The sequence below is a fragment of the Sporosarcina sp. P19 genome (genome assembly GCF_002743165.1).
GTDB classification, from domain to species: domain Bacteria; phylum Bacillota; class Bacilli; order Bacillales_A; family Planococcaceae; genus Sporosarcina; species Sporosarcina ureae.
The window spans coordinates 69,888-95,695 of the sequence record NZ_PDYR01000002.1; the positions used below are offsets into that span (position 1 = coordinate 69,888).

23 protein-coding genes are annotated in these 25,808 nt (G+C 41.3%); 17 read left to right on the top strand and 6 right to left on the bottom strand.

The annotated features are described in order from the left end of the window. Positions 1-418 precede the first annotated feature (418 nt). Positions 419-1,567, top strand: a complete 1,149-nt coding sequence (locus tag CSV74_RS03715) for a baeRF3 domain-containing protein (protein ID WP_099690618.1) — start codon at positions 419-421, stop codon at positions 1,565-1,567. Positions 1,568-1,610: 43 nt separating this feature from the next. Here CSV74_RS03715 and CSV74_RS03720 read toward each other — a convergent pair whose 3' ends face one another. Next, a complete protein-coding gene (locus tag CSV74_RS03720; RefSeq protein WP_199170310.1) occupies positions 1,611-1,991 on the bottom strand; it encodes a carboxymuconolactone decarboxylase family protein in 381 nt (126 codons plus the stop codon). A 216-nt stretch (positions 1,992-2,207) separates the two neighbouring features. Between CSV74_RS03720 and CSV74_RS03725 the strand changes: the two genes are divergently transcribed. Further along, on the top strand, positions 2,208-2,525 hold the full coding sequence (locus tag CSV74_RS03725) for a YflT domain-containing protein (RefSeq protein ID WP_099690619.1): 318 nt from the start codon (positions 2,208-2,210) through the stop codon (positions 2,523-2,525). Between the two features lie 111 nt (positions 2,526-2,636). Here CSV74_RS03725 and CSV74_RS03730 read toward each other — a convergent pair whose 3' ends face one another. Next, positions 2,637-3,443, bottom strand: coding sequence for a S1C family serine protease (locus CSV74_RS03730; protein ID WP_233190762.1), 807 nt, complete (start codon positions 3,441-3,443; stop codon positions 2,637-2,639). Positions 3,444-3,740: 297 nt separating this feature from the next. Between CSV74_RS03730 and ezrA the strand changes: the two genes are divergently transcribed. From ezrA to mbcS, 5 genes are all read left to right on the top strand, one after another. Further along, a complete protein-coding gene (gene ezrA / locus CSV74_RS03735) occupies positions 3,741-5,432 on the top strand; it encodes a septation ring formation regulator EzrA (protein WP_029052869.1) in 1,692 nt (563 codons plus the stop codon). A 74-nt stretch (positions 5,433-5,506) separates the two neighbouring features. Continuing rightward, on the top strand, positions 5,507-6,640 hold the full coding sequence (locus tag CSV74_RS03740) for a cysteine desulfurase family protein (RefSeq protein ID WP_099690621.1): 1,134 nt from the start codon (positions 5,507-5,509) through the stop codon (positions 6,638-6,640). After that, positions 6,637-7,839: a tRNA uracil 4-sulfurtransferase ThiI gene (gene thiI, locus CSV74_RS03745; RefSeq protein WP_099690622.1), complete on the top strand. Its 1,203-nt coding sequence runs from the start codon at positions 6,637-6,639 to the stop codon at positions 7,837-7,839. Before CSV74_RS03740 ends, thiI begins: the two co-directional genes overlap by 4 nt. Before the next feature lie 77 nt (positions 7,840-7,916). Beyond that, positions 7,917-8,120 (top strand): alpha/beta-type small acid-soluble spore protein, encoded by a 204-nt coding sequence (locus tag CSV74_RS03750; RefSeq protein WP_029052872.1) that lies wholly within the window; start codon positions 7,917-7,919, stop codon positions 8,118-8,120. Between the two features lie 539 nt (positions 8,121-8,659). Next, positions 8,660-10,237 carry an acyl-CoA synthetase MbcS gene (mbcS, locus tag CSV74_RS03755; protein ID WP_099690623.1) on the top strand — a complete coding sequence of 526 codons (1,578 nt, stop codon included), beginning with the start codon at positions 8,660-8,662 and terminating at the stop codon, positions 10,235-10,237. A 75-nt stretch (positions 10,238-10,312) separates the two neighbouring features. Here the strand turns inward: mbcS and CSV74_RS03760 are convergent, their stop codons facing one another. Further along, positions 10,313-11,113, bottom strand: coding sequence for an NAD kinase (locus CSV74_RS03760; protein WP_099690624.1), 801 nt, complete (start codon positions 11,111-11,113; stop codon positions 10,313-10,315). Positions 11,114-11,218: 105 nt separating this feature from the next. On the opposite strand from CSV74_RS03760, the gene sppA reads away from it, so the two are divergent. From sppA to CSV74_RS03785, 5 genes are all read left to right on the top strand, one after another. Beyond that, entirely contained in the window at positions 11,219-12,223 is a 1,005-nt protein-coding gene (gene sppA / locus CSV74_RS03765) for a signal peptide peptidase SppA (RefSeq protein ID WP_099690625.1), read from the top strand. A 17-nt stretch (positions 12,224-12,240) separates the two neighbouring features. Continuing rightward, a complete protein-coding gene (locus tag CSV74_RS03770) occupies positions 12,241-12,786 on the top strand; it encodes an RDD family protein (RefSeq protein ID WP_233190765.1) in 546 nt (181 codons plus the stop codon). 28 nt (positions 12,787-12,814) lie between these two features. After that, entirely contained in the window at positions 12,815-13,318 is a 504-nt protein-coding gene (gene tpx, locus CSV74_RS03775; RefSeq protein ID WP_029052876.1) for a thiol peroxidase, read from the top strand. 52 nt (positions 13,319-13,370) lie between these two features. Continuing rightward, entirely contained in the window at positions 13,371-14,285 is a 915-nt protein-coding gene (locus tag CSV74_RS03780) for a class I SAM-dependent methyltransferase (protein WP_099669613.1), read from the top strand. A gap of 150 nt (positions 14,286-14,435) precedes the next feature. Continuing rightward, on the top strand, positions 14,436-15,662 hold the full coding sequence (locus CSV74_RS03785) for an acetate kinase (protein WP_099690627.1): 1,227 nt from the start codon (positions 14,436-14,438) through the stop codon (positions 15,660-15,662). 276 nt (positions 15,663-15,938) lie between these two features. Here CSV74_RS03785 and CSV74_RS03790 read toward each other — a convergent pair whose 3' ends face one another. Continuing rightward, a complete protein-coding gene (locus CSV74_RS03790) occupies positions 15,939-16,394 on the bottom strand; it encodes a universal stress protein (RefSeq protein ID WP_029052878.1) in 456 nt (151 codons plus the stop codon). A gap of 233 nt (positions 16,395-16,627) precedes the next feature. On the opposite strand from CSV74_RS03790, the gene ald reads away from it, so the two are divergent. Continuing rightward, positions 16,628-17,749: an alanine dehydrogenase gene (gene ald / locus CSV74_RS03795; RefSeq protein ID WP_099690628.1), complete on the top strand. Its 1,122-nt coding sequence runs from the start codon at positions 16,628-16,630 to the stop codon at positions 17,747-17,749. A gap of 94 nt (positions 17,750-17,843) precedes the next feature. Here ald and CSV74_RS03800 read toward each other — a convergent pair whose 3' ends face one another. Further along, positions 17,844-18,941, bottom strand: coding sequence for a M24 family metallopeptidase (locus CSV74_RS03800; protein ID WP_099690629.1), 1,098 nt, complete (start codon positions 18,939-18,941; stop codon positions 17,844-17,846). 105 nt (positions 18,942-19,046) lie between these two features. On the opposite strand from CSV74_RS03800, the gene CSV74_RS03805 reads away from it, so the two are divergent. After that, complete coding sequence (locus tag CSV74_RS03805) at positions 19,047-19,724, top strand: metal-dependent hydrolase (protein WP_099690630.1); 678 nt, start codon at positions 19,047-19,049, stop codon at positions 19,722-19,724. A gap of 126 nt (positions 19,725-19,850) precedes the next feature. Then, complete coding sequence (locus tag CSV74_RS03810; protein ID WP_099690631.1) at positions 19,851-21,158, top strand: DRTGG domain-containing protein; 1,308 nt, start codon at positions 19,851-19,853, stop codon at positions 21,156-21,158. A gap of 11 nt (positions 21,159-21,169) precedes the next feature. Here the strand turns inward: CSV74_RS03810 and CSV74_RS03815 are convergent, their stop codons facing one another. Then, a complete protein-coding gene (locus CSV74_RS03815; RefSeq protein WP_099690632.1) occupies positions 21,170-21,499 on the bottom strand; it encodes a YtpI family protein in 330 nt (109 codons plus the stop codon). 114 nt (positions 21,500-21,613) lie between these two features. Here CSV74_RS03815 and CSV74_RS03820 point away from each other — a divergent pair, with 114 nt between their 5' ends. Next, positions 21,614-22,555, top strand: a complete 942-nt coding sequence (locus CSV74_RS03820) for a DHH family phosphoesterase (protein ID WP_099690633.1) — start codon at positions 21,614-21,616, stop codon at positions 22,553-22,555. 19 nt (positions 22,556-22,574) lie between these two features. After that, positions 22,575-25,643 (top strand): DNA polymerase III subunit alpha, encoded by a 3,069-nt coding sequence (locus CSV74_RS03825; protein ID WP_099690634.1) that lies wholly within the window; start codon positions 22,575-22,577, stop codon positions 25,641-25,643. Positions 25,644-25,808 lie beyond the last annotated feature (165 nt).

Genomic DNA, 25,808 nt, shown 5'->3' on the forward strand with positions numbered 1-25,808 from the left:
AAGCGAGCGTCCCATATCGGGGAGCTCGCTTTTTATATAGGATCTTTAATGTTACGTTTGACAACGATTATATGTGTTGATTTATATAGCATGTAGATTCTGATTGGACCTCTTTTGCCGCGGTCGTGTTCTACTGGTTGTTTCCCTTAAGCAACGCAAACCCTACCTACTTTTGCGTCCTTGCGACCCTATAGTCGCGCCAGTGATGAATAAGTGTTCCGAATAAACATCTGCAGAACGCCATTTTTTTATGTCAGATCTGTTATCAATCCCAATCAGTAACTATACATGAATGAAGATTGTTTGTCAACAAGGCTTTACACTATCAGAGTCGCAAAGTTTACAAACTATTGAAAAGGGAACTAGTAAATTAGAGCCTGTTGTTGTCTACAGGAAAATTTTTATTGGAGGGATTAGGATGAACGTAGAGATTGTAAACGAATTTCCTCATGAGTTTTTGAAGGAGCAAGCGGAGACATGTATCTCCATTTATCAACCGACCCACCGGTATCGACCTGAAAATCAACAAGACCCGATCAGATTTAAAAATTTATTACAACAAGTGCATGAAGAGTTGTCTAAAAAATATGCAGCGAATGAAGTGAAGAGTCTACTAGCTCCACTTGAGAAACTAGAAGGCGAGCGTCCTTTCTGGGCACATGCAGGAGATGGACTGGCATTGTTTGCGACGAAGGATCGTATCATAGCGTATCGTCTGCAACGTCCTGTGCCTGAATTGGCGATTGTGTCAGACAGTTTCCATATTAAACCGCTTATTCGCGTATTCCAATCTGCCGACCGTTATCATCTACTCGGCGTCAATAGACAACAATTCAAACTTTTTGAAGGGAATCGCTATGGTATAGAGGAAGTAGAGATCCCTGAGGAATTGGCGAAAACGAAGGACGAAGCGATTGGTGATCAAGTGACGGAGTCCTATTTAGGTACTGGCAACTCAGGTGGAGCTGCTGGAACTGCTATGATGCATGGACATGGTGGTAAGAAAGATGAAATTGACATTGATATTGAGCGTTATTTCCGATATGTAGATCGAACGGTTGCAGAACATTACTCTAAACCGATGGAACTTCCTTTATACTTAGTCACACTATCCGAATATCAGACGCAGTTCAAAGAGTTAAGTCATAATCCACACCTACAAGCCGAAGGAATTAAGTCCGACTTTGAGGCACTTAGCCTGGAGCAACTACGTAAAATGGCTTGGGAATTAGTAGAGCCAACGTATTTACAGAAAACGAAAGACTTAGTGGAGAATTTTGAAAATGCGAAAGCGAGCGATCAAGGTTCTGGAAACATTGAAGAAATTGTTAAAGCAGCAAGTGAAGATCGTATTAGACGACTAGTCTTAGAAGATGGCTATCTGTATCCAGGTAAAATCAATTTAGACACTGGAGAAATTCAGACGAATAATTTGGAGGAGTCTGCAGTGGATGATGTACTGGATGACTTGGCAGAAACCGTCTTTAAAACTGGGGGAGAAGTAGTCGTTCTTCCAAAAGAACGGATGCCTGTTGAAACAGGTGCAGCTGCAATCTTTAGATGGTAAGAAGAAATCCGGCCAAGAGATTACTCTTGGCCGGATTTTACTGTCAATTTTCTTGTTCAAGTATTTCTTTAGCTGCAGTCAATGCGGTTTGTACGCGTGGAAATCCAACATACGGAATGAGTTGCATGATGCTCTCCACGATTTCCGTTCTCGTTAAACCGACTGTCAATGCGCGCTTTACATGTGTTTGGATTTGTGTAGTCGCTCCTTGTGTGACAAGCGAAGCGAGTGTTACCAATTGTCTTTGTTTACTGTCGAGTCCTGGCCGTGAATAAATTTCCCCATACGCGAACTCCACTATGTACTTCCGTAAATCAGGTGCCAATCCTTTTAATGCATCAGCTGTCATCATACGTTCGGCCTCTTCTTCACTCACATATTCCTTAATTTTCTCTAGTCCTGCTTCAATACGTTCTGTTGACAATAAAATAACCCCCTATTTTCTTACTGCAATATAAAGAAAGTATAGCATATTCTGATTATTGTTTTGATTTTCTATCTGGAAATTATGTAGTTATTATCAGTTTAAAACATAATAATGGTTCAAAGGATGTGAAATTTGTCATTATTGTTTAAAGAAGGCTAAGAGTAGGTATAGATGAATAGGTCAAAAAACAAGTATTTATGGAGGTAATGAAAAATGGATAAGTTTTTCCTAGAGAATGCAGTACAAGCTAAAAAGAAGATTGAAGAATTGGTAGCACAAGGTTACACACATGATGAGGTGTATGTTTTCGCACATAGTGAAGATCGTGAAGACAAAATTTCAGATGCACTGGATTCAGAGCAAGTGGGTATGGCCGAGATGGGCTTCCTCGATACAATGAAGAACATGTTCACATCTCGTGGCGATACATTGCGCGCGCAGATGGAATCAATAGGTCTTTCAAAAGCAGAAGCTGAAGAAGGCGAAAGCCAACTAGACAAAGGTAGACTATTACTAGTCGCAAAAAAATAAGACAGTAAAAAGCCGGTCAGAGGATTGTATTCCTTTGACCGGTTTTATTTTTGCATACATAACGAGTAGGACGCGTCCCCTTTGAAATGTAAATCCTGAGCTGTATCTCTATCACTTACTTTTCTTCATTAGACATTGCCTCGTAGTAAGCATCCACGGTATAAACAACCCGACCTTACCATGCGTCTCGTCATCTAGCGTAGCAAACACAATGCCGATGACCTTACCTTCTTCATTTATTACAGGACTTCCACTATTCCCTCTATAAACAGGTGCTTTTATCATGACGACAGGAATATCCCAATCTGCTAGCTGTTTGTAGTCAATCGTGTGACCCTTATTTGCTATTCCTGAAAAGCTCAAAGGATTGCCGATAAATGTAATTGGCTCATGGTCATAAAATGTCGTTTCTTTCGCTAATGTTACGTGAGGGAGATTGGTTCCGTTCACTTCAAGTACCGCAAGATCGATGTCTGGAAACACTTTCGTGACATCTGCGGTGAATCGTTCGCCTTCAGGGAAAGAGACAATCATCGATTCATTGCCTTCTACTACATGATAATTCGTAATAATGGTGCCTTGTTCATTAATGGAAAAACCTGTACCTTTAGTATTTTCTGTAGCTACGACAACTACCGCTTCTTTATATTCTGCTATTTGTGGATCTGAAGATAACTCTGACGATGCTTTTAGAAACTCCAAAGCTGGAATCGAGTATATCTGAAAGACAATGGCGAACGTGCTGAGTGCTAGAGTAGTTGCCATGATCCAAAACATCCACTTAGGGAAAGGGCGATAGGTGCGTCGGACATTTTTTTCAGCAGCTGCTTTTTCTAATGCTTCACGTTGTGCTTCGAGTACGAGATCTTGCAGCTCATCATCGTCCAAGTCTTCTTGATACGGATCTTTGCTATCCACTAGTCCCACCTCTTTCTCGTACATAGTTTACCAGATAATGAATGCAAAGGGAGTTAACCGAGTTTAGTGGGAAGATACTATAAACTGTATAAATGAATAGTCCGCAAAATTTGTAACAATAGAATACGAAAATATGAATAACCGTGTGGAAATATCCTAAGATGTGATAAAAAGTTCGTTGTTTTTTAAAAAAGATGTGAATAGAAGACGAAAATGCTTTAAACATGTTACGATATACTATAATATCTAAAGTAGTCACTTTATGCGCGAAGTGTGGGATAGGGGGATCATAGTGAGATGATATACGTCATCATTCCATTAGTTATCATCATTGTTTTAACGGTGATGGCATTTCTGTCTAGGCGAAAGCATATACAAGAAATCAGTGAAATGGAACAAGAAAAATTACAAATTCAAAACGAACCAATATTTGAAGAAATGACGAAAGTGAAGCAGTTGAATATGACTGGCGAAACAGAAGAAATGTTCGAGAGATGGCGCAATAATTGGACAGAAGTAGTAGATGATCGCCTTCATAATGTAGATTTGCTTTTACTGGATGCTGAAGGGCAAGTGGATCGTTTCCGCTTTAAGAAAGCAACGGAAACAGAAAAACAAATCCGCGAAATCTTGAACGAATGTGAAAAAGAGATGCGAACGATCTTGCAGGAACTAAACGAACTGATTGGCAGTGAAGAAAGAAATCGGTTTGAAATAGAAACGGTAAAAGAACACCACCGTGCCGCGCGCAAAAAGATCTTAGCTCATCAGTACGCATTTGGACCGGCAGTGGAGCCTTTAGAAAAAGAGTGGGAATCCTTCAATCCTAGATTTGAAGAATACGACGCACTTATCGAAAATGGTAACTACTTACAAGCGCGTGAGATTGTGATTGTATTAGGAGCAAAAGAAGAACGCTTTTCGTTTTTACTTGATGAGATCCCTGCATTACTTAATGAGTTGCAGACGAAAATACCTGCTGCTTTGCGAGAATTGCGTAAAGGGATTATCGAAATGGAAGGTCAGGAGTATTACTTAGGACACCTGAAAATGCCTTCACGTTTTGACAAAATCGAACAACAAATTGCGGATCTTCGTCAATTATTAGCACGTTTGGATGTTGAAGAAGTAGCTGCGGAAGTGAATGAAATTCATGATGAAATCGAATCGTTCTACGATGTATTGGAAGAGGAAGTAAGTTCCCGTCATTACGTAGATGAGCATTTGGATCAAATGTTGGATCTGTTTGAAGAACTTCAATATGCGATTCCAGATACGATTGAAGAAGTGAAATTTGTTCAACAAAGTTACCGTCTTGATGAGAATGAAGTCATTATTCCACAAATGGCATTGCAAAAGTTGAACGCACTGGCGAAACGAATTGAAATATTCATTGAACGTCAAGATGCGAAAAACTTGGCCTACTCAGCTCAACAAATTGAGTTGCAAGAGCTAGTGGAAGAATTGGATGCAATCTCTGAAGCACATTCCAAGTTCAGTAACCGTATCAAAAATCTTCGAATCGATGAAAATCTTGTGCGCTCACGTATTGTGACTCTTGCACAGCAACTGCAAATTGCGGATCGTAATTTACACCGTGCCAATATCCCGGGTATTCCTGATGATATGGAAGTACAGCTTGAAGAAGCCGACGAACAAATATTCATCGTGAAACAAAGTCTAGAAGAAGTGCCACTTAATATGGCGTTGGTTGAATCATATGTTCAAAAAGCAGATACAGTAGTCACTGATGTTTGTGCGAAAGCTGCAGACATGATTGAAAATGCATTGCTTGTAGAACGAATCATCCAATACGGTAACCGTTACCGTGCGTCTCATCCGGAAGTTCACGAGAAATTGTTGAAAGCTGAAGAGTCCTTCATGCAATGTCGCTACTTAAGAGCATTGGAAGAAGCAGGTACTGCGGTTGAAGAAGTTGAACCAGGAGCCTTGAAAAAGATTCAAGGTATGATTCAAGTTAAAGTATAACTATATTCCGACAAAGCCACCGGTTTTCCGGTGGCTTTGTTTCGCTCATTCATATAGAAAGGAGATCCGCACATATGTATTTTGACCATAGCGCCACAACTCAGCCAGATGAAAGAGTTCTTCGCACCTTTATGGATGCTTCTGCATCGTACTTTGCAAATCCTGCATCGCTACATGCGGAAGGAAAGCGTACAGAAAAGTTATTAGAACGTGCGCGGACACAACTGCTTGGAACGATAGGACTTGGACTGACAGAAGGAATTTTCACTTCAGGCGGGACAGAATCCAATAATCTTGCCATACTAGGATATGTGTACGCCAATCAGCATAAAGGTCGTCATTTGATTACAACAAGTATTGAACATCCTTCTGTATTGAATGTTTTTCAAGAATTAGAAAAACAGAACTTTGCGGTAGATTATTTATCTGTAGATGAAGAAGGAAGAATTTCATTGGATGAACTACAAGCGAAGTTGCAAAAAGATACAATTTTAGTTAGTATCATGCATGTTAACAATGAAATCGGTACGATTCAGCCGATTGAGGCATGTGCGAAAATTATTCATTCTTCTTCACGAGCGATGTTCCATTCTGATTGTGTGCAGAGTTTTGGAAAGTTCTCGCTTACTGACTTTACGGATGGCCCTGATCTCGTTTCATTATCCGCTCATAAAATTTATGGAATAAAAAACAGTGGTTTTTTAGCTTATCGTAAAAATATACTACTGCAGCCGATTGTCTTTGGTGGCGGACAAGAACATAAATTACGTAGCGGAACTGTATCGGTGCCACATGCGGCGGCACTTGCGAAAGCGGCTCGTTTACTCGTAGAAGAAGTGGATATGCAACAGTTCCGACACTGGCGGAATGATCTGGTGGCGTTCTTCTCAGAAATTGATGAATGCAAAGTATTGGCACCAAACGCGAGCGCACCGTATATATTATCCGTCGCATTTGCACAGATTACGGGGGAGATTGCGATTAACTTCCTGCAACAGCAAGGATTGATCGTTTCGACTTCTAGTGCCTGTTCTTCGAAGAATTCGGATGTTAGCCATGTAATAGAAGCCATTCAAGTTCCGCAAGATTTTGAAAAAGGCGTCATAAGAATTAGTTTAGGTAAAAATCAAACAATAGAAGAAATCGAACAATTGAAAGTAGCAGTTCGTCAATTAGTCGAGCTGATCAGAAAAGGAGTGGGGAAATGAACTGGAATACCATTTTGATTCGATATGGTGAGATGTCGCTTAAAGGGAAGAATAAAAGTAAATTTATCCGTAAACTGAAAGCGAATATAAAAGCGGCTTTGTCCGATTTAGGAACGGTTACGATGCGTGCAGAACGTGACCGGATGTTCATTTATACAGAAAAACCTAAAGAACTGGATCGTGCAATTGAAATATTGCCGTCGATTTTTGGCATTCAATCATTCAGTCCAATCGTAATTTGCGCGCCTACATTAGAAGAGATTAAAGAAACATCATTAAAAGTTCTGGGCAAAACGGAGACTGCTGGCAAGACGTTTAAAGTAGACGTCAAACGTGCAGACAAACGTTTCCCGCTCAATACAGGAGAATTGCAACAAGAATTGGGCGGTCATGTATTGAGAGTGTTCCCTGATTTAATCGTCCAAATGAAGAAGCCTGAAATTTTATTGTACGTAGAGATACAGCATGAAGCGGCTTATATCTCTTCACACACGTATAAGGGAGCAGGTGGCATGCCAGTTGGTTCGAATGGCCACTCGTTGCTATTGTTATCAGGAGGAATAGACAGTCCGGTAGCGGGCTATATGATGATGAAACGCGGCGTGTCCTTTGATGCCATTCACTTTGCTAGTCCACCGTTCACAAGCGATTTGGCTATAGAGAAAGTAGAAGACATTGTGAGACAGCTAACAAAATTTGGGGCAGTCATTCGCTTGCATGTGATTCCGTTTACGGAGTTGCAACAAACAATTGTTAAACAAGTTCCAAGCAACTTGTCCATGACCACGACAAGAAGAATGATGATGAAAGTTGCCGAACAAGTACGAAAAGATACGAATTCCCTGGGCCTTATCACAGGTGACAGCCTAGGACAAGTAGCAAGTCAGACGCTCGAAAGTATAACGGCTATTAATGAAGTGACGAATACACCGATCTTGCGTCCGCTCATCGCAATGGACAAATTAGAGATCATTCAGATCGCTGAAAAGATTGGGACATACGATATTTCCATCCGTCCATACGACGATTGCTGTACCGTATTCACACCACCGAGTAATAAAACGAAGCCGCAAGTCGAGAAAGTCGCGTACTACGAAAGCTTCCAGGAGTTTGACGACATGGTAGCAGAAGTCGCTAGTCAGCGTGTAACGACCATTCCGAGCAAGCAGACGAAAGAGGACTTCGAAGACTTGTTGTAAAGAAAATATTACCTATTATCTTCCTTGCATGATATTTTGAAAAGTGACCATTCTAATGTCACAAGGAGGTGAACAACATGCCAAACAACAACAGCTCAAACCAATTGTTAGTTCCCGGAGTACAACAGGCTCTTAACCAAATGAAGGAAGAAATTGCTTCTGAATTTGGAGTACAACTTGGACCAGATGCTTCATCGCGTGCCAACGGATCCGTCGGCGGAGAAATTACAAAGCGATTAGTGCGTCAGGCTCAGTCACAAATGAACGGTTATACTAAGTAAATCGTAAGACACGGGATGCCTCAGAAGCCACAATGCTTCTGGGGCATCTTTTTTAATTGGTTTAAGTTCAAGCTCAAAGTGGATCAGACTGTGTACGTTTAAAGTGAGTATGAGGGGTTAGATATTGATCGCTTATTGGCGTTAGTATGTGATCGGTTGTTATGTTTTAAACTTTTTATTACAAGTTGAAATTAAAGTAACCACAATCCTAACTTCGATGCGCGATGATCAGTATTTCCTTCTAACATTGCAGGGATTTGTGCGTAGGAGGGGCGACTCCCGCGGGAAAAGCATGAGCCTTGAGACCCCACAGCGAAGCGAGGAGACTCAAGCCATGCCCGCAGGAAAGCGTCCCCTCCGAAGCATAAATCCCCTCACGTTCCCCGGTCAGCCTATCCTTTATCTTTCATTCCTTCACCATGTTAAAAAACCTCATACTATACATATCCGAACAGTATAATGGAAAAAAGTATATAAAGTTTTGAAGTTTCACCATTCTATTTGTATACTTGTAGTATTACATAAAAGGGGGAATGGAAATGAACCGAGAAGAACTACTTGCGCCAGCACGCTACAATATTGTTTCGGAATTCGAAAAATATGCAACGGGTGATGGCAGAAAAGCATTAATTTATGTAGATGCGCAAAATCAGGAACAACAAGTAACGTACGACGAACTTATCCAAGCAGCTAACCGAACAGCAAACGTTCTGACGTCGACTGGCTTGAAAAAAGGTGATGTAGTGCTTGTGATGGTGCCGCGTATGATCGAAGCGTATGTGACATACATTGGTGCACTAAAGGCAGGACTTGTTGTAATCCCTAGTTCTGAAATGCTACGTTCCTCCGAAATTGAGTATCGCATTGAACACAGTAACGCAAAAGCGATCATCGCATTTGATGCTTTCACCGATCAACTTGAACATGTAGAAAATCTGGATAAAGTAACAGTTTATATTATCGGAGAAGCAAAAGAAGGGGAAATATCCCTGACTGCGCAAGAAAAAAATGCTTCTTCAGAGTTTACCGCTTGTGATACGGCTAGTGATGATATGGCGTTTCTATCGTATACGTCTGGTACGACTGGCAAGCCTAAAGGTGTAGTCCATACACATGGCTGGGGATACGCACATTTACGGACAACCGCTCCAAACTGGTTAGGTATTGAAGAACACGATATTGTGTGGGCTACAGCGGCACCAGGGTGGCAGAAGTGGATTTGGACACCGTTCTTATCGGTTCTAGGAAGCGGTGCGGTAGGTTTTGTCTACGGCGGTAAATTTGACGTGAACAGATACTTACAGTTTCTGGATGAATACCAAGTCAATGTTCTTTGTTGTACGCCGACTGAATACCGATTTATTGCAAAAGCTGAGGATTTAGATGAGTTTTCATTAGCCTCCCTGAAAAGTGCTGTCTCAGCAGGAGAGCCATTAAATCGTGGAATCATTGATATTTTCGAAAAACGGTTCTCGCTTTCTGTTCGTGATGGATATGGACAAACAGAGAACACGCTACTTGTCGGTACGATGATTGGTATGGAGCCGCGTCCTGGCTCAATGGGTAAGCCTACACCAGGAAATATCGTCGAAGTCGTTAATGATGAAGGTAAACCGGCAGGCGTAGGTGTAGTAGGCGATATTGCCGTTCATAAATCAACGCCAGCGCTATTCCATGAGTATTTAAATGATCCTGAACGCACGAAGATGCAATTTAGAGGGGATTATTATATTACTGGTGACCGTGCTAAAAAAGATGAGGATGGGTATTTCTGGTTTGAAGGCCGAGGTGATGATATTATTGTGAGCTCGGGTTATACGATTGGACCATTCGAAGTGGAAGATGCATTGATTAAGCATCCGGCAGTTCGTGAGTGCGCAGTAGTAGCAAGCCCTGATCCTGAACGCGGAAATGTTGTAAAGGCATTTGTCGTTTTACGTAATGAAACGACGGAATCGACTGAGAAACTCGTAAAAGAGTTGCAAAATCATGTCAAAGAATTGACGGCGCCTTATAAATATCCCCGTAAGATTGAGTTTTTAGAAGAGTTGCCTAAAACATCTTCAGGCAAAATCATGCGTGTTGAATTGCGCAAAAAAGAACAAAATCAAAAATGACGTTGTGGTAAGGCTATTAAAAGGACTGTCAAGAGTCGTTTTGTACCGACATTTGATAGTCCTTTTCGTATTAATTCAGAAAAATGTACGTTGAACTTTTTCGAAGAATGAGTTATCTGGAAGTTTTGCGGTACGAATGATTTTATTGCTTAGTCGCGCCTCTACTTTTTCTACTTGTTTGATGCCGAGTGCTTCATTATCTGCCGCAATGGAAGGAAATTCATTGCCTTCTTGTTGGATATTGAGCGTCAACGTTCGGTCATTACTTAGGATGAACGACGTGCCGAGTGTACGGAATCGATTATTATTAACCGAGGCAAGCTCTGTCACTTGGAAAGAAGGTAGCCGCGGATCGATTACAGCGCCTTTAACGGATTTATTATACGCTGTACTACCTGTTGGCGTGGAGATAATCATACCGTCGCCAAGAAACGTTTCGAACAATAAATCATCGATGAAAATATCCATGACAAATGTGCGGATGATTGTAGAACGTATGCTGAATTCATTTAAGCAGAAGAACGGGTTCTGTTGATTGATCGTCACTTCGAGAAGGGGATAATGACGTTCTTCAATCGTTGTTTGCCGTAATGTTTCTGTTAGGGAGCTGATATCATCGTATTGGAAATCACAATATACACCGTGTGCTCCTTTTACAGATGCTCCGAGATACAGAACATCCTGACGGAAATCAGTTTTACGAACAGCTTGAAGGAATGTCCCATCACTGCCGATACTGATGACCACATTGGCTTCGGTATGATCTTCTGTTAGTTTGAAGCCTTCTTTTTTAAGACGTTGGGCAATAAAATGTTTCTTGTGGGCCGTGTCTTCGTCTAAACGGCTGAAAAGAAAAATAGTATGTAGAGAAGTCATTTGAATCGTCTCCTTTTTCAGTTAATAGAATAAGTGTAGCATGAATGAAACATTTGGACGATTAGGAACGTATAGGTATATGTGGACAAAGGAGGAATTTTAATTATGAATGCAAAAAGATGGATTGCTGTAGCAGTAACTGCCACATTGATAATTGTGTCGGTTGGTATTAACGCGATGTCGTGGGTGTTCACGAGAGACTGGAACAGTTTCGTCAACGAAATCAATTTGATGGAGACCGAAGTGCAAGAAACAGTAGTAGAAGATGGAAGTGTCAATGAGCGAATTGCGGTACTGACAGTAGACGGTGTCATACAAGATGTTGGTGAAGCTACTATTTTTAGTGGTGCGGAATACAACCACAAACAATTTTTGACGCAGTTAAATGAATTGTCGAATGACGACACGGTGAAGGGAATTGTTCTTTCTGTTAATTCACCAGGTGGCGGTGTATTGGAATCATCGGATATTTATGATGCGATTACAGAAATTCAGGAATCGAAAGAAATTCCGGTTTACGTTGCGATGGGCGGCATGGCGGCTTCAGGCGGCTATTATATTTCAGCTCCTGCAGATAAAATTTATGTGCATCCAGAAACATTGACTGGTTCGATTGGTGTCATCATGCAATCGGTTAACTACGGAAAATTGGCTGAGAAATACGGTGTGGAATTCCCGACGATCAAGTCAGGTCCTTATAAAGATATGATGAGCCCGACTCGAGATATGGAGCCTGAAGAACGTGAGATGCTACAGGAAATGATTGATGATTCGTATAAACGTTTCGTTGATATTATTGTAGATGGACGCGGTATGTCAGAAGCTGCTGTACGTAAAGTAGCGGATGGACGTGTCATGAATGGCCGTCAAGCGATTGAAGCCGGACTTGCGGATGATTACGGTAAGTTACCAGCGGTTATTTCTGCCATGAAAGAAGATTATCATTTAGAGAAAGCAGAAGTATTCGAATATGGAATGCCTACTAATTTAAAAGCTATTCTGTCCATGAAAGCGCATGATGTATTCAATGGAGATGTAGAATCACAAATTATGAAAAAATTACTGACTGAAAATACAGCACCACGCATGATGTATTTATACGGTGAATAACAAGGAGGGAAACGATAATGACGAATGAACTGCTAGATACGCAACCAACCGTGCGACTTGAACAGGCGCTCGTGCCAAAATATGCAGGCTTCTGGATCAGACTATGGGCATTTTTAATCGACATGCTGATTCTTTCGGCAATTAGCGGCATCTTTGTCAAGCCGGTGTTCCGCGTACTCGATATAGCGATCACCAAGCCCTCTGCCTTTTTATTCAGTCCGTATAAAGTGACGGCACTTGTTTTGTTATTGCTGTATTTTATTTTGATGACAAAAATAGCGGGGCAGACCGTAGGAAAAATGATCATGGGAATTCGAGTGTTGAAATCAAACGGCGAGAAATTAAGCTGGGGCTCAGTTATTTTTAGAGAAGGATTCGGTCGTTTCATTTCACAAATGCTATGGATTCCGTATTTGCTGGTCTTGTTCTTACCGCAGAAGAAAACACTTCATGATGTCTTTGCTGACACGGTTGTGGTGCATGAACGTACATTTGAGAGAAAAGAAGTACAGAAAATTATTCATCCCGAACACCATCAGTTGCATGAAGACCCTACGGTTTAGTACACTAGTTTAAAAGGAGTGGTTAGGTATGGTACAAGTTACATTCAAAGATAATCCGATTCATCTGTTAGGTTCAGAAGTGAAAGTTGGAGATCAGGCACCAAGCTTCACAGTGCTTGCGAATGATTTGAAACCTGTTACACTTGATGATTCAAAAGGGAAAGTGCGTTTGATCAGTGTTGTGCCTTCTGTTGATACAGGTGTATGTTCCATTCAGACTAAGCGTTTCAACGAAGAAGCAACATCGCTTGGGGAGGATGTGGAAGTCATGACGATTTCTTGTGATCTTCCGTTTGCACAAGGACGTTGGAAAGAGAATGAGAATGTGGAAAACTTACACTTATACTCCGATCATCGTGATCTTTCATTTGGTAAAGCGTTCGGTACGGCGATTGAGGAATTACGATTATTGACTCGTTCGATCTTTGTTGTCGATCGTGATGGTAAAGTCACACACGTTGAGTATGTGAGTGAAGCGACTGACCACCCGGACTATGATGCAGCAATCAAAGCAGTGAAAGAACTGAATTAATTAAAAAAACCCCACCTGCACAAGAGGTGGGTTTCTTCTTGGAGGAATGTAAATGAATAATATGGAGAAAGTTTTTACGTATTACGACAATCATGCGTCGGCTACTGAAGGATTGTATTTGGATGCGGTGTTGGAGGCTAGTGAAAAGTGGCTGGATCAACCGTCAGCAGTAGACTTACAAGATCCTGATAAAGAAGAAATTCGTAAAGGTATTCAGCTAGCCTTATTAAAAGGATTAAAGCAGTCCACACAAGCACATCACCAAATGACTCCTGACACGATTGGCTTTTTGATAGGATATTTAGTCAATAAATTATTGGATTCAACACAACCTGTAACGTTATTAGATCCGGCAGCAGGAACGGGGAATCTTTTGTTTACAGTATTGAATCAATATAAAGGTTCCGCTTCTGCCAGTGCAGTTGAAATCGATGATGTGTTGATTCAAATCGCTGCTGCGACAGCTAATTTATTGGAGTTACCGGTATCATTTTATCTACAAGACGCGCTTCGGCCGTTACCTATTGATGTAGTCGATGCGGTAGTGAGTGATTTACCTGTAGGCTATTATCCTGACGATGAAGTCGCTATGGATTATGAACTTATGGCGCCTGAAGGCCATGCTTTCTCTCATTATTTATATATTGAGCAATCCATGCGCTATGTAAAGCCGGGTGGATACGGATTATTCATCGTACCTTCCAGGCTGTTAACTGCTGAAGGGGCAGAGCCCATTTTACACTTTGTTAAAGAACATAAATTATTGAGAGGCTTGCTTGAATTGCCTTCTTCATTATTTGCGGATCAGCGTTTTGCTAAAAGTATTTTATTGTTACAACAGCCACCAAACGACAAATTTGTCCTGCCAGACGTATTATTGGCGAAAATACCTGAACTTGGCAATGCCACCGCTATGCAAAAGTTTTTCGATAAACTAAGTACGTGGATGGAAGAAGGGGAGGAGTGACGAATAGTCACTTCTCTTCTTTTTTTATTTCATGAAGGTTTTCGTGGAAAGATACCGCAGATCCCATGAATTCAATTGCTTTTAAAATAGTTAGATACTATAATAAATTCAAACGTTCTACGACGTAATTATTTTAAGGGGTGGTTTTTTTTGCCGAAGATTTTGTCGATAAATGCGGGAAGTTCTTCTTTGAAGTTCCAATTGATTGAAATGACGAATGAAGAGGAAATTACAAAGGGGTTATTCGAACGCATTGGTTTAGAAAATTCCGTTTTCACTATGGCGACTGCCGAGAAGAAAATCGAGAAAGTAGTAGATATAACAGATCATTTAATGGCTGTTGATATGCTGTTGGAGCATTTACTTAGTGAAGGAGTCGTTTCGTCTTACGATGAGATTGATGGACTCGGTCACCGCGTAGTTCACGGGGGAGAGCTATACAGTGACTCAGTGTTAATTACGGATGAAGTAATTGAAAAACTAGTAGAGATTTCAAGCTTCGCACCACTGCATAATCCAGCGAATATTGTTGGAATTAAAGCTTTTGAGAAAGCACTGCCAAATACACCTTCAGTTGCAATATTTGATACAGCATTCCATCAGACAATGCCTGAAAAAGCATTTTTGTATGCGTTACCATATGAGTACTACGAAAAGTATGGAATTCGTAAATACGGTTTCCATGGGACGAGCCATAAATACGTCACTGAACGCGCTGCAAAGATCTTGAACAGACCGCTTGAGGATACACGCCTAATCTCTTGCCACTTAGGTAACGGTGCGAGTATCGCAGCTGTTAAAGGCGGTAAATCAGTAGACACGTCTATGGGCTTCACTCCGTTAGCAGGCGTGATCATGGGCACACGTTCAGGTAATATTGACCCGGCTCTCATTCCGTATATGATGGAGCGTACGAATGAGTCAGCTGAAGAAGTAGTCAACGTGTTGAATAAAAAATCAGGACTACTTGGAATTAGTGGATTTTCGAGTGACTTGCGCGATATTACGGAAGCTGCAGAACAAGGCAACCACCGTGCGCAATTGGCTCTGGATGTCTTCACAGATCGTATTCACCAGCACATCGGGCAATACGCAGCAGGGATGGGCGGAGTGGACGCCATCATCTTCACAGCAGGAATTGGCGAGAACAGTGCAATCGTTCGCCAAAAAGTAATGAACGGTTTGGAATTCATGGGTGTCTACTTCGACCCAAGCCTAAACAACATTCGCGGCGAAGAAGCATACATCAGCTTTCCACACTCACCAGTCAAAGTACTGATTATCCCAACAAACGAAGAAATCATGTTAGCCCGTGACACCGTGCGTATCGCTGGAATTCCAGTACCACAAGAAGCAGAAAAAGTAGCAGTTGAATAAATGAAACAAAGTCCCGACCGTCAAAACCCTGACAGTCGGGACTTTTCACGAGATCGTCAAAGCATTCGTTCACTATAATCACTACCGCACTTGAGGATGTCTCCATGCTAAGCTACCACTAGTTGCTCCGTTTAGTTGGAGAGGGAATCTTTACACATTACTTTTTTATGAGACGTAAACTAGTTGATCGTTTGTATCTCTAGCTATATACATAAAAGCAAAAAACTGCCACAAGAAATCAAACGAACGACTTCTTGGGCAGTTTTTAGTTACGTGTTAGCCTTGTAGATGTTCGGGTGTACGTACAACAAGTACATCACACTTCGCAGAACGAACGATATTCTCGGAAACACTTCCGATTAAGAAACGTTCCACACGGTTTAGACCTGTAGCACCACAAATAATTAAATCTGCTTGAAGTTTCTTTGCAATATCGCGTGGAATCAACGTCTTAGGGGAACCATATTCTACGTGAATCTCAACATTTGCAACGCCTGCTTTAACAGCTTCGTTGCGATAATCATTTAATAATTCTTCAGCGTATTTCTGTGCACGCTCTGCAATTGAACGATCGTAAGCTTCGACTGCTGCGTAAGAACGCGTATCAATAATATTGATCAAGTGAAGAGTAGCATCGTTCCGATCTGCAATTGCGATTGCTTTTTTAAATGCCCATTTCGCCTCATCTGAACCATCTACGGCTACGATAATGTCCTTGTAAGTAAGTGCCATATTATCACTCCATCCTTAAAATTAAATGCTCTCTACACTATTCTTATTCTGGATAGTTTATGAGAGTCCTTCTTTTTTGTCGAAAAATCTTATTAAAAAATTAGAAAATGAGGATTGTATGGGGAAACGTTGAAAAAATGAGGTAAAGCTATCTATTTTCTGATAAGATTAAATTGTTATTAATCGACAGTGAGATAAGGAAAAAAGAATTTACAATTCTAGGAGGATTTTGCATGCGTATAGGTGTTCCAAAAGAGATTAAAAATAATGAAAACCGAGTGGCAATAGCCCCTGCAAGTGTTTTAACTCTACTAACAGCTGGTCATGAAGTAGTAATTGAAAAAGGTGCTGGAATTGGTTCGAGTTTTCAGGATGAAGAGTATAAAGAAGCAGGTGCGATCATCGTAGACTCGGCCGCTGAAGTATGGGAAGCGGACATGGTACTGAAAGTGAAAGAACCTACAGAATCAGAGTTTCAGTATTTCCGTGAAGGATTAATTCTATTTACATACCTGCATTTAGCACCAGAGTTAAAATTAACACAAGCATTACTCGACAAAAAAGTAACAGCCATTGCTTACGAAACGGTTCAATTACCGAGTGGCGGATTGCCTCTGCTAGCACCAATGAGTGAAGTGGCGGGCCGTATGGCAACGCAAATCGGTGCACAGTACTTGGAAAAGACGAAAGGCGGCAAAGGCATTTTGCTTGCTGGAGTACCAGGTGTATCACGTGGGAAGATTACAATCATTGGTGGCGGACAAGCAGGTACAAATGCTGCGCGTGTGGCAATCGGAATCGGTGCACACGTGACTATTTTGGATCTATCAGTAGAGCGTGTACGTCAGCTTGACGAGATCTTCGGAGAGCATATTCAAACATTGGTATCCAATCCATATAACATCGCTAAAGCAGTAAAAGATGCAGACTTGGTAATCGGTTGTGTTCTAATACCAGGTGCAAAAGCGCCAACTCTCGTAACAGAAGAAATGGTGAAGTCTATGAGCCCAGGCTCTGTAGTAATCGATATCGCGATTGACCAAGGCGGAATTTTTGAAACATCTGACCGTGTCACAACACACGATGATCCGACATATACAAAACATGGTGTCATTCACTACGCAGTAGCGAACATGCCGGGTGCAGTACCACAAACGTCTACCATGGCACTGACAAACGTGACGATTCCTTATGCTCTTCAAATCGCTAACAAGGGCGTTAAAAAAGCATGCATAGACAACGAAGCGCTACGTAAAGGAATTAACACACTAGCTGGAAAAATAACATACAAAGCAGTCGCAGAAGCACAACAACTGACTCACGTGAACGTTGAAGATGTACTAGAAACTATTTAATCTACACACAAAAAGACCACTACATAAACTAGCGGCCTTAGACTGAAGACAAACCCCTGAGATGGAGTCTGTCTTCAGTTTTTCTTTGTCATTTTTATTCTCCAATAACCTTCAAATCCTTAGGGAACTTTGTCAATACCTCGACGCCATCCTTCGTCACATACAAATCATCTTCAATCCGCACACCTGTTACAGTCGGATCATAAATGCCTGGCTCAATCGTGAATACCATGCCTTCTTGAAGCGGCATATTATTCGTTCCTGTTAAAGAAGGGAACTCATGAACAGAAATACCAAGACCATGCCCAATACGATGCGGGAACAACTCACCATATCCGGCTTCTTCAATAATGGATCGTGCCGCCAGATCAACTTCCTGAGCTAATGTACCAGGACGCACCACGTCAATCGCTGCTTGCTGCGCTTTCTTGACTGTCTCATAAATCTTCCGCTTTTCTTCTGTAGGCTCGCCAAACGCAATTGTACGGGTTATGTCGGAGCAGTATCCTTTATAGACAACTCCAAGATCAAATAAGATGAAATCACCTTTTTCGATTCTTTTCTCTCCTGGAATACCATGAGGTGAAGCGGTTTTTGTACCTGAAACAATAATGGTATCGAATGACATCTTCTCCGCGCCTTTTTGTTTCACGGCTTGTTCTACAGCTTGGACTATTTCCAACTCTGTTTTACCTTCCGCGATTTCATTACAACCTACTTCAATCGCATAATCTGCTAATTCAGCTGCTTTACGTAAGTAGGTAAGTTCCACATCATTTTTGATTAGGCGACTGTTGGCAAGTTCATCATCCAACTTAGCAAATTGTAGGGCTGGGAAACGCTCTTGTAGAATTTCGTATCGATCAACAGTTACATGTTCTTTTTCGATTGCGAGTAATGAAAATGTAGGGATTCGTTCCGTGATGGCATGATCTAAAAATTCGAACGCATTATCTGTATCTTTATATCCGATAGCCTCATACTTCCAACCGATTGCTTTGACATCCGGAACTTCCATAGCAGGACAAATAACAAATGGATCCGCTTCTTTGAAAATAACTACACCTAGTAATCGTTCATGGGGATCACTACGGAAATTAGTCAGATAAAATATATTATCCGGATTCGTTATGAGTGCAGCATCTACATCATGTTTCTCTAAGAAATCTTGTACTTTTTGAATGTTCGTCAAAATATTACCTCCTCTGTTTTGGTTAGTATAACAAAAAAGAGGGTTTTAAGCTTTTATGTAGAAGGTATAACAGAGTAAGGAATTAAAAAGAGGAGTGTGATCGTTGTGAAAATCTCATACCATGGTCATTCGATCGTGAAAATTGAGACGAAAGGAAAGACGATTTTAATTGATCCTTTCATTACAGGTAATCAACTAACAGATCTAAAAGCGGAAGATGAAAAACCGGACGTGATATTACTGACACACGGACATAATGACCATGTAGGCGATACGATGGATATTGCCAAAAGAGAAGATATTCTAGTTGTAGCCCCTAATGAATTGGCCGTATACCTTGGATTCCAAGGCTTGAATACGCATGGAATGAACATTGGTGGAGCAAAAGAGTTTGATTTTGGTACAGTGAAATATACACAGGCATTCCATAGTTCTTCTTATACAACGGAAGATAATGAAATTATTTACACAGGTATGCCCGCTGGTTTACTATTGACGATCGAAGATAAAGTGATCTATCACGCAGGAGATACTTCACTATTTAGTGATATGAAACTGTATGGGGAAGAGGGAATTGATGTAGCGTTCTTGCCGATTGGCGATAATTTCACAATGGGTCCTAGAGATGCCGCAAAAGCAGTCGAATTATTGCAACCGAAGCTAACTGTTCCTGTCCACTACAATACATTCCCGCCGATCGAATTGGATCCTGAAGACTTCAAGTCACTCGTAACAAATCATGAAGTGAAAATAATGGAACCAGGGGAATCGATTGAACTGTAAAATATAAAATAAATAATTACGGTCTATGGCGCATAGTTAGTGTCTTAGACCGTTTTTTTGTCGGATTTATGGTATGATTATCAAAAAGCCGAAACCTTAAACCAGGTCGAAGAAAAAGGTGAAATCATGTCAACTAAACACGAGCAGATTTTGCGTTATATCGAAAGCTTGGCCGTGGGAGAAAAGATCTCTGTCCGCCAAGTTGCAAAAGTATTGGAAGTCAGTGATGGAACCGCTTACCGAGCGATAAAAGAAGCGGAAAATCAAAAACTGGTGAATACGATTGAACGTGTAGGTACCATCCGAATTGAGAAAAAGAAAAAAGAAAATATTGAGCGTTTGACATTCGCGGAAGTCATCAACATTGTAGACGGCGTCGTGCTTGGCGGACGTGATGGATTACATAAAACATTAACAAAATTTGTTATAGGGGCCATGCAACTTGATGATATGATCCGGTATATCGATGCCGGCAGTCTGTTAATTGTAGGAAACCGTTTGAAAGCACATGAAATTGCGATTAAAGCGGGGGCAGCTGTCCTCGTGACCGGTGGCTTCGATGCGACCGATGAAGTGAAGCAGCTGGCAGACGAAATGAATTTGCCTGTTATTTCAACGAGTTACGATACTTTCACAGTAGCGACCATGCTGAACCGAGCAATTTATGATCAGTTAATTGAAAAAGAGATTTTATTAGTGGAAGATATTTTGACACCGTTAGCGAGAACAGTGACATTATCTCCTGAGGACTCAGTCGATCAATTTTACGAAGTGAATCACCAAACATCTCACTCAGCCTACCCTGTGGTGAAATCTGACGGTACGTTAGTAGGGATTATTACGTCCCGCGATGTCGTCAGCAATCCAGACGTGAACACCGTTGGGAAAGTCATGACGCCTGGTCCGATCACTGTAAATGGGAAAATGAGTGTGGCATCAGCAGGGCACAGTATGATTTGGGAAGGTATTGATTTAATGCCTGTCGTTAATGATGCTGGGGTTCTAGAGGGAATCATCAGTCGTCAAGATGTCCTAAAAGCGCTGCAAATGACACAACGTCAACCGCAACAAGGAGAAACCATTGATGACATCGTGAAGAATCAAATGAAAGCCATTGCTAATTCACCTGAAAAAATCGAGTTCGCCGTTGTCCCGCAGATGACCAATCATTTTGGTTCATTGTCTTACGGTGCGATGCTGACGATTCTGACAGAAGCAGGCAGTCGTACGATCAAGCTTCAAAAACGGGGCGAAAGTATGCCTGAGAACGTGACGATCTACTTCATCAAACAAGTGCAGCTTGGCGCGTCGGTAACGGTGGAAACGAAGATCATTCACATGAGTCGTCGATCCATCAAACTAGAAGTTGAATTAACGTCAAACGACGGGATTGTAGCGAAAGCCATGGGAACATTCCAACTTTTTGAGAAATAAAAAAACTGACGTCAATTGACATCAGCTTTGTTTAGTTCACGTTCCTCAGTTACAAACTGCTTATAATGTTTCTGAGCGTTAAAGTTAAATATAGCAACATATCCACCGAATAAAATGAATATAGCTGACACGATATATGTTAGCGTGCCATCAAAAATGAGCAATTGATTGATTCCAAAGAAAATCAATAGAGCACCAAGTGCTGTGCCGGCCAAGCAGGCATACATTTTTTTACGAATGGGAAACATATGACTCGTACGGAATTGTCGTGTTTTGAAAACAAAATAAAATACGCCGGAAGCGACGATACCAAAAACAAAAAGAAAATTAACCATTTCCATAAAAAAGCCTCCATTATATACAAAATAACCTACTATGTGATGAGGTTCATTATATATTGTAGCGGCTTTTAATGAGGAATGCGAATACTTGTACAGAAACCTGGGGGAATATACATGAAACGACAAATCATTGACACAATTGAAAAATACGATAAAATCATCATCCATCGTCACGTCCGACCCGATCCAGATGCATATGGATCACAAATGGGGTTGAAAGCACTTATTGAAAAGAACTATCCACAAAAGCAGGTGCTTGCAGCCGGAATGCATGATGAACTGCTAAGTTATTTAGGGGAACCGAATATAGTGACTGAATCAGATTACGAAGGTGCCCTTGTCATCGTTACTGATACAGCAAATACGGATCGTATCGATGGATCGTTTTACGACAAAGGGGCATTTTTATTGAAAATTGATCATCACCCCAACGAAGATCCATATGGCGATGAGCGGTGGGTGAATACGGACGCAAGTTCTTGCTCCGAAATGATCTATACGGTATATGAAGAAGGTCAAGCGTCATACGGTTGGGAAATGACTCCGGAAGCTGCACGTTTTTTATTCGCAGGAATTGTTGGAGATACAGGTCGCTTTATGTTTCCAAGTACAACTGAAAAGACATTTGAAGCAGCCAGCTCATTAATCAAGCAACCTTTTGATCGTACGAAATTATTCGCGGGAATGTATGAAATGGATCGTAAAATCTTGCATTTGCAAGGATATATCTATCAAAACTTTACGATCGATGAAAATGGTGCGGCGTATATTAAATTAACTCAAGAAATTTTGGAGCAATTCGATGTCTCAGTATCCGAGACATCTCAACTAGTCGGGTCACTTGGAGATGTTAAAGGAATTTGTGCGTGGATTATCTTTATTGAAGAGAATAATCAAATCCGTGTACGCCTACGTTCGAAAGGTCCTGTTATCAACACATTAGCGATGCAGCACAATGGTGGCGGTCATCCATTAGCCTCAGGCGCTTCCGCATATTCATGGACAGAAGTAGATGAAATCATCGTCAAACTGCAAGAACTTTGCAGAAACTATTAAGCAGAGCTGAGGGATTGAAATGAACCTGATGTATCCGCAAATCGTAACGGGCGCAGACTTATTGCGTGGAATCGTAAAGTTAGACGAATTGGCTCCTCTTTTACAAAAAAGAGGGGCTTCTTCTGCTGCTATCGTCAATAGTAAGTTATATGGAGTTCGGTCATTCAGTAAAATGTTAGTTAAATACGGCATTCGGCCCGTAATTGGTTTGTCCGTTATAGTAGAAGTCGAAGATCACGAAGTGCTTCTATACATATATGCACAAGACGAAATAGGCTTCTCTAATTTAATGAAAATGAGCAGTGCCATTTCGACACGTGAAGAAGAAAAATTACCGCTCAACTGGCTTCAAGCCTATCAAGAAGGGTGCCTCATCATATGTGCAATGACGGATTCTTCATGGGCGAACGCGCGTAATATACATGTACTGCAGTTACTGACAGAGAAAGTGTCTAGCGCTTCTATATTTATTGGAATTAGCCGTCCAGGCGGGGGAGCACATCCTGACGAAGAAGCGATCATTCAGTTGAGTGAAGAATGTCAATTGCTAATAGCGGCTTGTCAGGAAACACGTTTTCTCCATAAGGAAGATTTCCAAGCCTATGAAGTCGCAACAGCCATTCGTAAAGGCTATAAACTGAATGATTCAAAAAAACCGCCTAATCGGTATCGACAAGCGTATTTGCCGGAACGAGAAGAGTTTGCAAATTGGTTTAATGATTACCCTGAATGGTTACAGACAACGGAAAACATGATGAATTCCTGTGACGTAGCTATCCAGAAAGAAGATTTCTTACTTCCACAGTTTCCTGTAGAGGACGGCAAAATGCCTATTGATTTGCTGGAGGAAAATTGCCGAACAGGATTGCAACAACGTTTTCAGATAGTATCTTCAGAATATGAACAACGATTGCTCTATGAATTATCGATTATTAAACAAATGGGATTCACAGATTATTTCTTAATAGTCGAGGATTATGTATGTTACGCAAAAACGGAAGGAATTCTAGTTGGTCCAGGGCGGGGGTCTTCAGCAGGCTCTTTAGTCGCGTTTGCACTTGGCATCACAGAAGTAGATCCGATTAAATACGGATTGTTATTTGAGCGTTTCTTGAATCCAGAACGAGTGACCATGCCGGATATCGATATCGATTTCGCAGATCATCGCAGAACGGAAGTTGTAAATTATGTGGCAAATACATACGGTAAACAATATGTCGCACAAATCATCACATTCGGTACACTTTCAACGAAAGCGGTTGCTCGAAATGTGGCTAGAGTGTTGGATTTCACACCTGAAGAAGTTCGTTTTATGTCCAATGAATTGAATAGTGGACAGTCGTTTAAGGAAACCGTCAGGCAGTCCAAGAAATTGCGTGACTGGATTCAAGTGGAGCCGCGAAGAGAGGCGTGGCAACAAGCGGCTGCACGTTTAGAAGATTTGCCGAGGAATGCATCCACCCATGCTGCGGGTGTTGTGCTTTCTGCAAAACCACTTGTTCATTATGTCCCATTGCAAATTGGATCGGATGATGTATTCCTGACTCAGTGGGCGATGAAGGATGTAGAAGAAGTCGGTTTACTGAAAATGGACTTCCTTGGGTTGCGAAACTTAACACTGCTCGATAGAATACGTGCCATGATTCAATACAATAAAACGCAAGTCATTGACTTCCAACAGATACCGCTCAATGATCAAGAAACATATAAAATATTTAAAGCAGGAGATACAACGGGGATCTTCCAGTTCGAATCACCGGGCATGCGTCGCGCTCTTAGAACAATACAGCCAGATAATTTTAAAGATATTTACTCAGTCAACGCCTTGTATCGTCCGGGCCCAATGGAATTTATCCCACTTTACAGTCGTCGAAAAAACGGACAAGAGCCGACTGTTTATGACATACCGGAGCTCGAACCTATCCTAGCTGAAACATATGGCATCATTATCTATCAAGAACAGATTATGAAAATCGCGGTGAATATTGCAGGCTTCACCATGGCGGAAGCGGATCTTCTAAGACGAGCCATTAGTAAGAAGAATCAGCAAGTGCTGGAAGAAGAAAGACAGCATTTTATTGCCGGAGCACGTAAAAAAGGATTTGATCAGGAGAAGGCAAATAACGTCTATAATCTGATTGTTAAATTTGCGGATTACGGATTTCCGAAAAGTCATGCTGTGGCCTATTCACTGATTTCCTATCGACTGGCATTTTTTAAAGCGAATGAACCGACATATTTTTACGCAGCATTTTTATCTTCTTTAACAGGAAGTAAAGATAAGATGACGGAAGTAATCCGTGAAATGAAGGCAAAAGGTATTCCGATACTGCCTCCATCTGTCGCAAAAAGCCGTTATTCACATACAGTGGAAGGGAATGCGGTTCGTCTTGGCCTAGGCGCTATAAAAGGAGTTACTTTCGCCTTCTATCAGCAATTGGCTGCCGCACGTGAAAAGGGAAGTTGGTCTTCCATGTTTGACATGGCCCTCTCGCTTGGAGCTGATCATTTCACTGAAAAAGCGATCATTCCGTTAATTAAAGCAGGCGCGCTTGACGATTTTAATCAAAGGCGTTCAGTGCTCCTCGCTTCGATAGATGCCGCTCATTCCCATGCGCTTTTCATAGGGGATGATGCATTAAGTGAGCAGTTTCTATTTAATTCGCAACCTAAATATACACCAGGTGGCACAATGGATCAGATGACTATGCTTGGTTTTGAACATGAAACATTAGGCTTTTATTTGTCGGAGCATCCTGTAGAACAATTAAAGCGAAATGCATCCAATCAAATACCTTCTATTTCATCTCTATTTTCTTTACGTCAAGGCACCAAAGTACACTGTATGGGAATCATCCTCTCGATCAGACGGATTCGTACAAAAAAAGGTGAAGCCATGGCATTTCTTACGTTACAAGATGAGACTGAAGAAATATCCTGTACCGTATTTCCGAAACAATATGCACAGATCAGCGTCCAATTAAAAGAGCAAGCATTTGTTCAAATTTCAGGAAGCATTGATTTCCGAAATCAATCCGTTCAACTCATAGTAGACCAGTTATTGCCGCTTAGACTCTCAGGAGAATAAAAAATGGTCTAGAAATTACTAGTGCGGTCTTCTATGGTCCATCATGACGCAATCTACGTCATGATGGACCATACTTCGACTTTTCAGCAAGCGAGCGTTCAGTCGGTGAGAAAAATGACGAAATAAAAACACTTGTAATTTCACGATATTACTTTACGTAGTGCC

What these genes read in the sequence shown, in the direction of transcription:
- CSV74_RS03715 (WP_099690618.1), top strand. Translation starts at nt 419, where the DNA reads ATGAACGTAGAGATTGTAAACGAATTTCCTCATGAGTTTTTGAAGGAG.
- CSV74_RS03820 (WP_099690633.1), top strand. Translation starts at nt 21,614, where the DNA reads ATGAAACGACAAATCATTGACACAATTGAAAAATACGATAAAATCATC.
- CSV74_RS03740 (WP_099690621.1), top strand. Translation starts at nt 5,507, where the DNA reads ATGTATTTTGACCATAGCGCCACAACTCAGCCAGATGAAAGAGTTCTT.
- CSV74_RS03750 (WP_029052872.1), top strand. Translation starts at nt 7,917, where the DNA reads ATGCCAAACAACAACAGCTCAAACCAATTGTTAGTTCCCGGAGTACAA.
- CSV74_RS03825 (WP_099690634.1), top strand. Translation starts at nt 22,575, where the DNA reads ATGAACCTGATGTATCCGCAAATCGTAACGGGCGCAGACTTATTGCGT.
- CSV74_RS03815 (WP_099690632.1), bottom strand. Translation starts at nt 21,499, where the DNA reads ATGGAAATGGTTAATTTTCTTTTTGTTTTTGGTATCGTCGCTTCCGGC.
- CSV74_RS03780 (WP_099669613.1), top strand. Translation starts at nt 13,371, where the DNA reads ATGAATAATATGGAGAAAGTTTTTACGTATTACGACAATCATGCGTCG.
- ald (WP_099690628.1), top strand. Translation starts at nt 16,628, where the DNA reads ATGCGTATAGGTGTTCCAAAAGAGATTAAAAATAATGAAAACCGAGTG.
- CSV74_RS03760 (WP_099690624.1), bottom strand. Translation starts at nt 11,113, where the DNA reads ATGACTTCTCTACATACTATTTTTCTTTTCAGCCGTTTAGACGAAGAC.
- CSV74_RS03770 (WP_233190765.1), top strand. Translation starts at nt 12,241, where the DNA reads ATGACGAATGAACTGCTAGATACGCAACCAACCGTGCGACTTGAACAG.
- ezrA (WP_029052869.1), top strand. Translation starts at nt 3,741, where the DNA reads ATGATATACGTCATCATTCCATTAGTTATCATCATTGTTTTAACGGTG.
- CSV74_RS03810 (WP_099690631.1), top strand. Translation starts at nt 19,851, where the DNA reads ATGTCAACTAAACACGAGCAGATTTTGCGTTATATCGAAAGCTTGGCC.
- tpx (WP_029052876.1), top strand. Translation starts at nt 12,815, where the DNA reads ATGGTACAAGTTACATTCAAAGATAATCCGATTCATCTGTTAGGTTCA.
- sppA (WP_099690625.1), top strand. Translation starts at nt 11,219, where the DNA reads ATGAATGCAAAAAGATGGATTGCTGTAGCAGTAACTGCCACATTGATA.
- CSV74_RS03790 (WP_029052878.1), bottom strand. Translation starts at nt 16,394, where the DNA reads ATGGCACTTACTTACAAGGACATTATCGTAGCCGTAGATGGTTCAGAT.
- CSV74_RS03725 (WP_099690619.1), top strand. Translation starts at nt 2,208, where the DNA reads ATGGATAAGTTTTTCCTAGAGAATGCAGTACAAGCTAAAAAGAAGATT.
- mbcS (WP_099690623.1), top strand. Translation starts at nt 8,660, where the DNA reads ATGAACCGAGAAGAACTACTTGCGCCAGCACGCTACAATATTGTTTCG.
- thiI (WP_099690622.1), top strand. Translation starts at nt 6,637, where the DNA reads ATGAACTGGAATACCATTTTGATTCGATATGGTGAGATGTCGCTTAAA.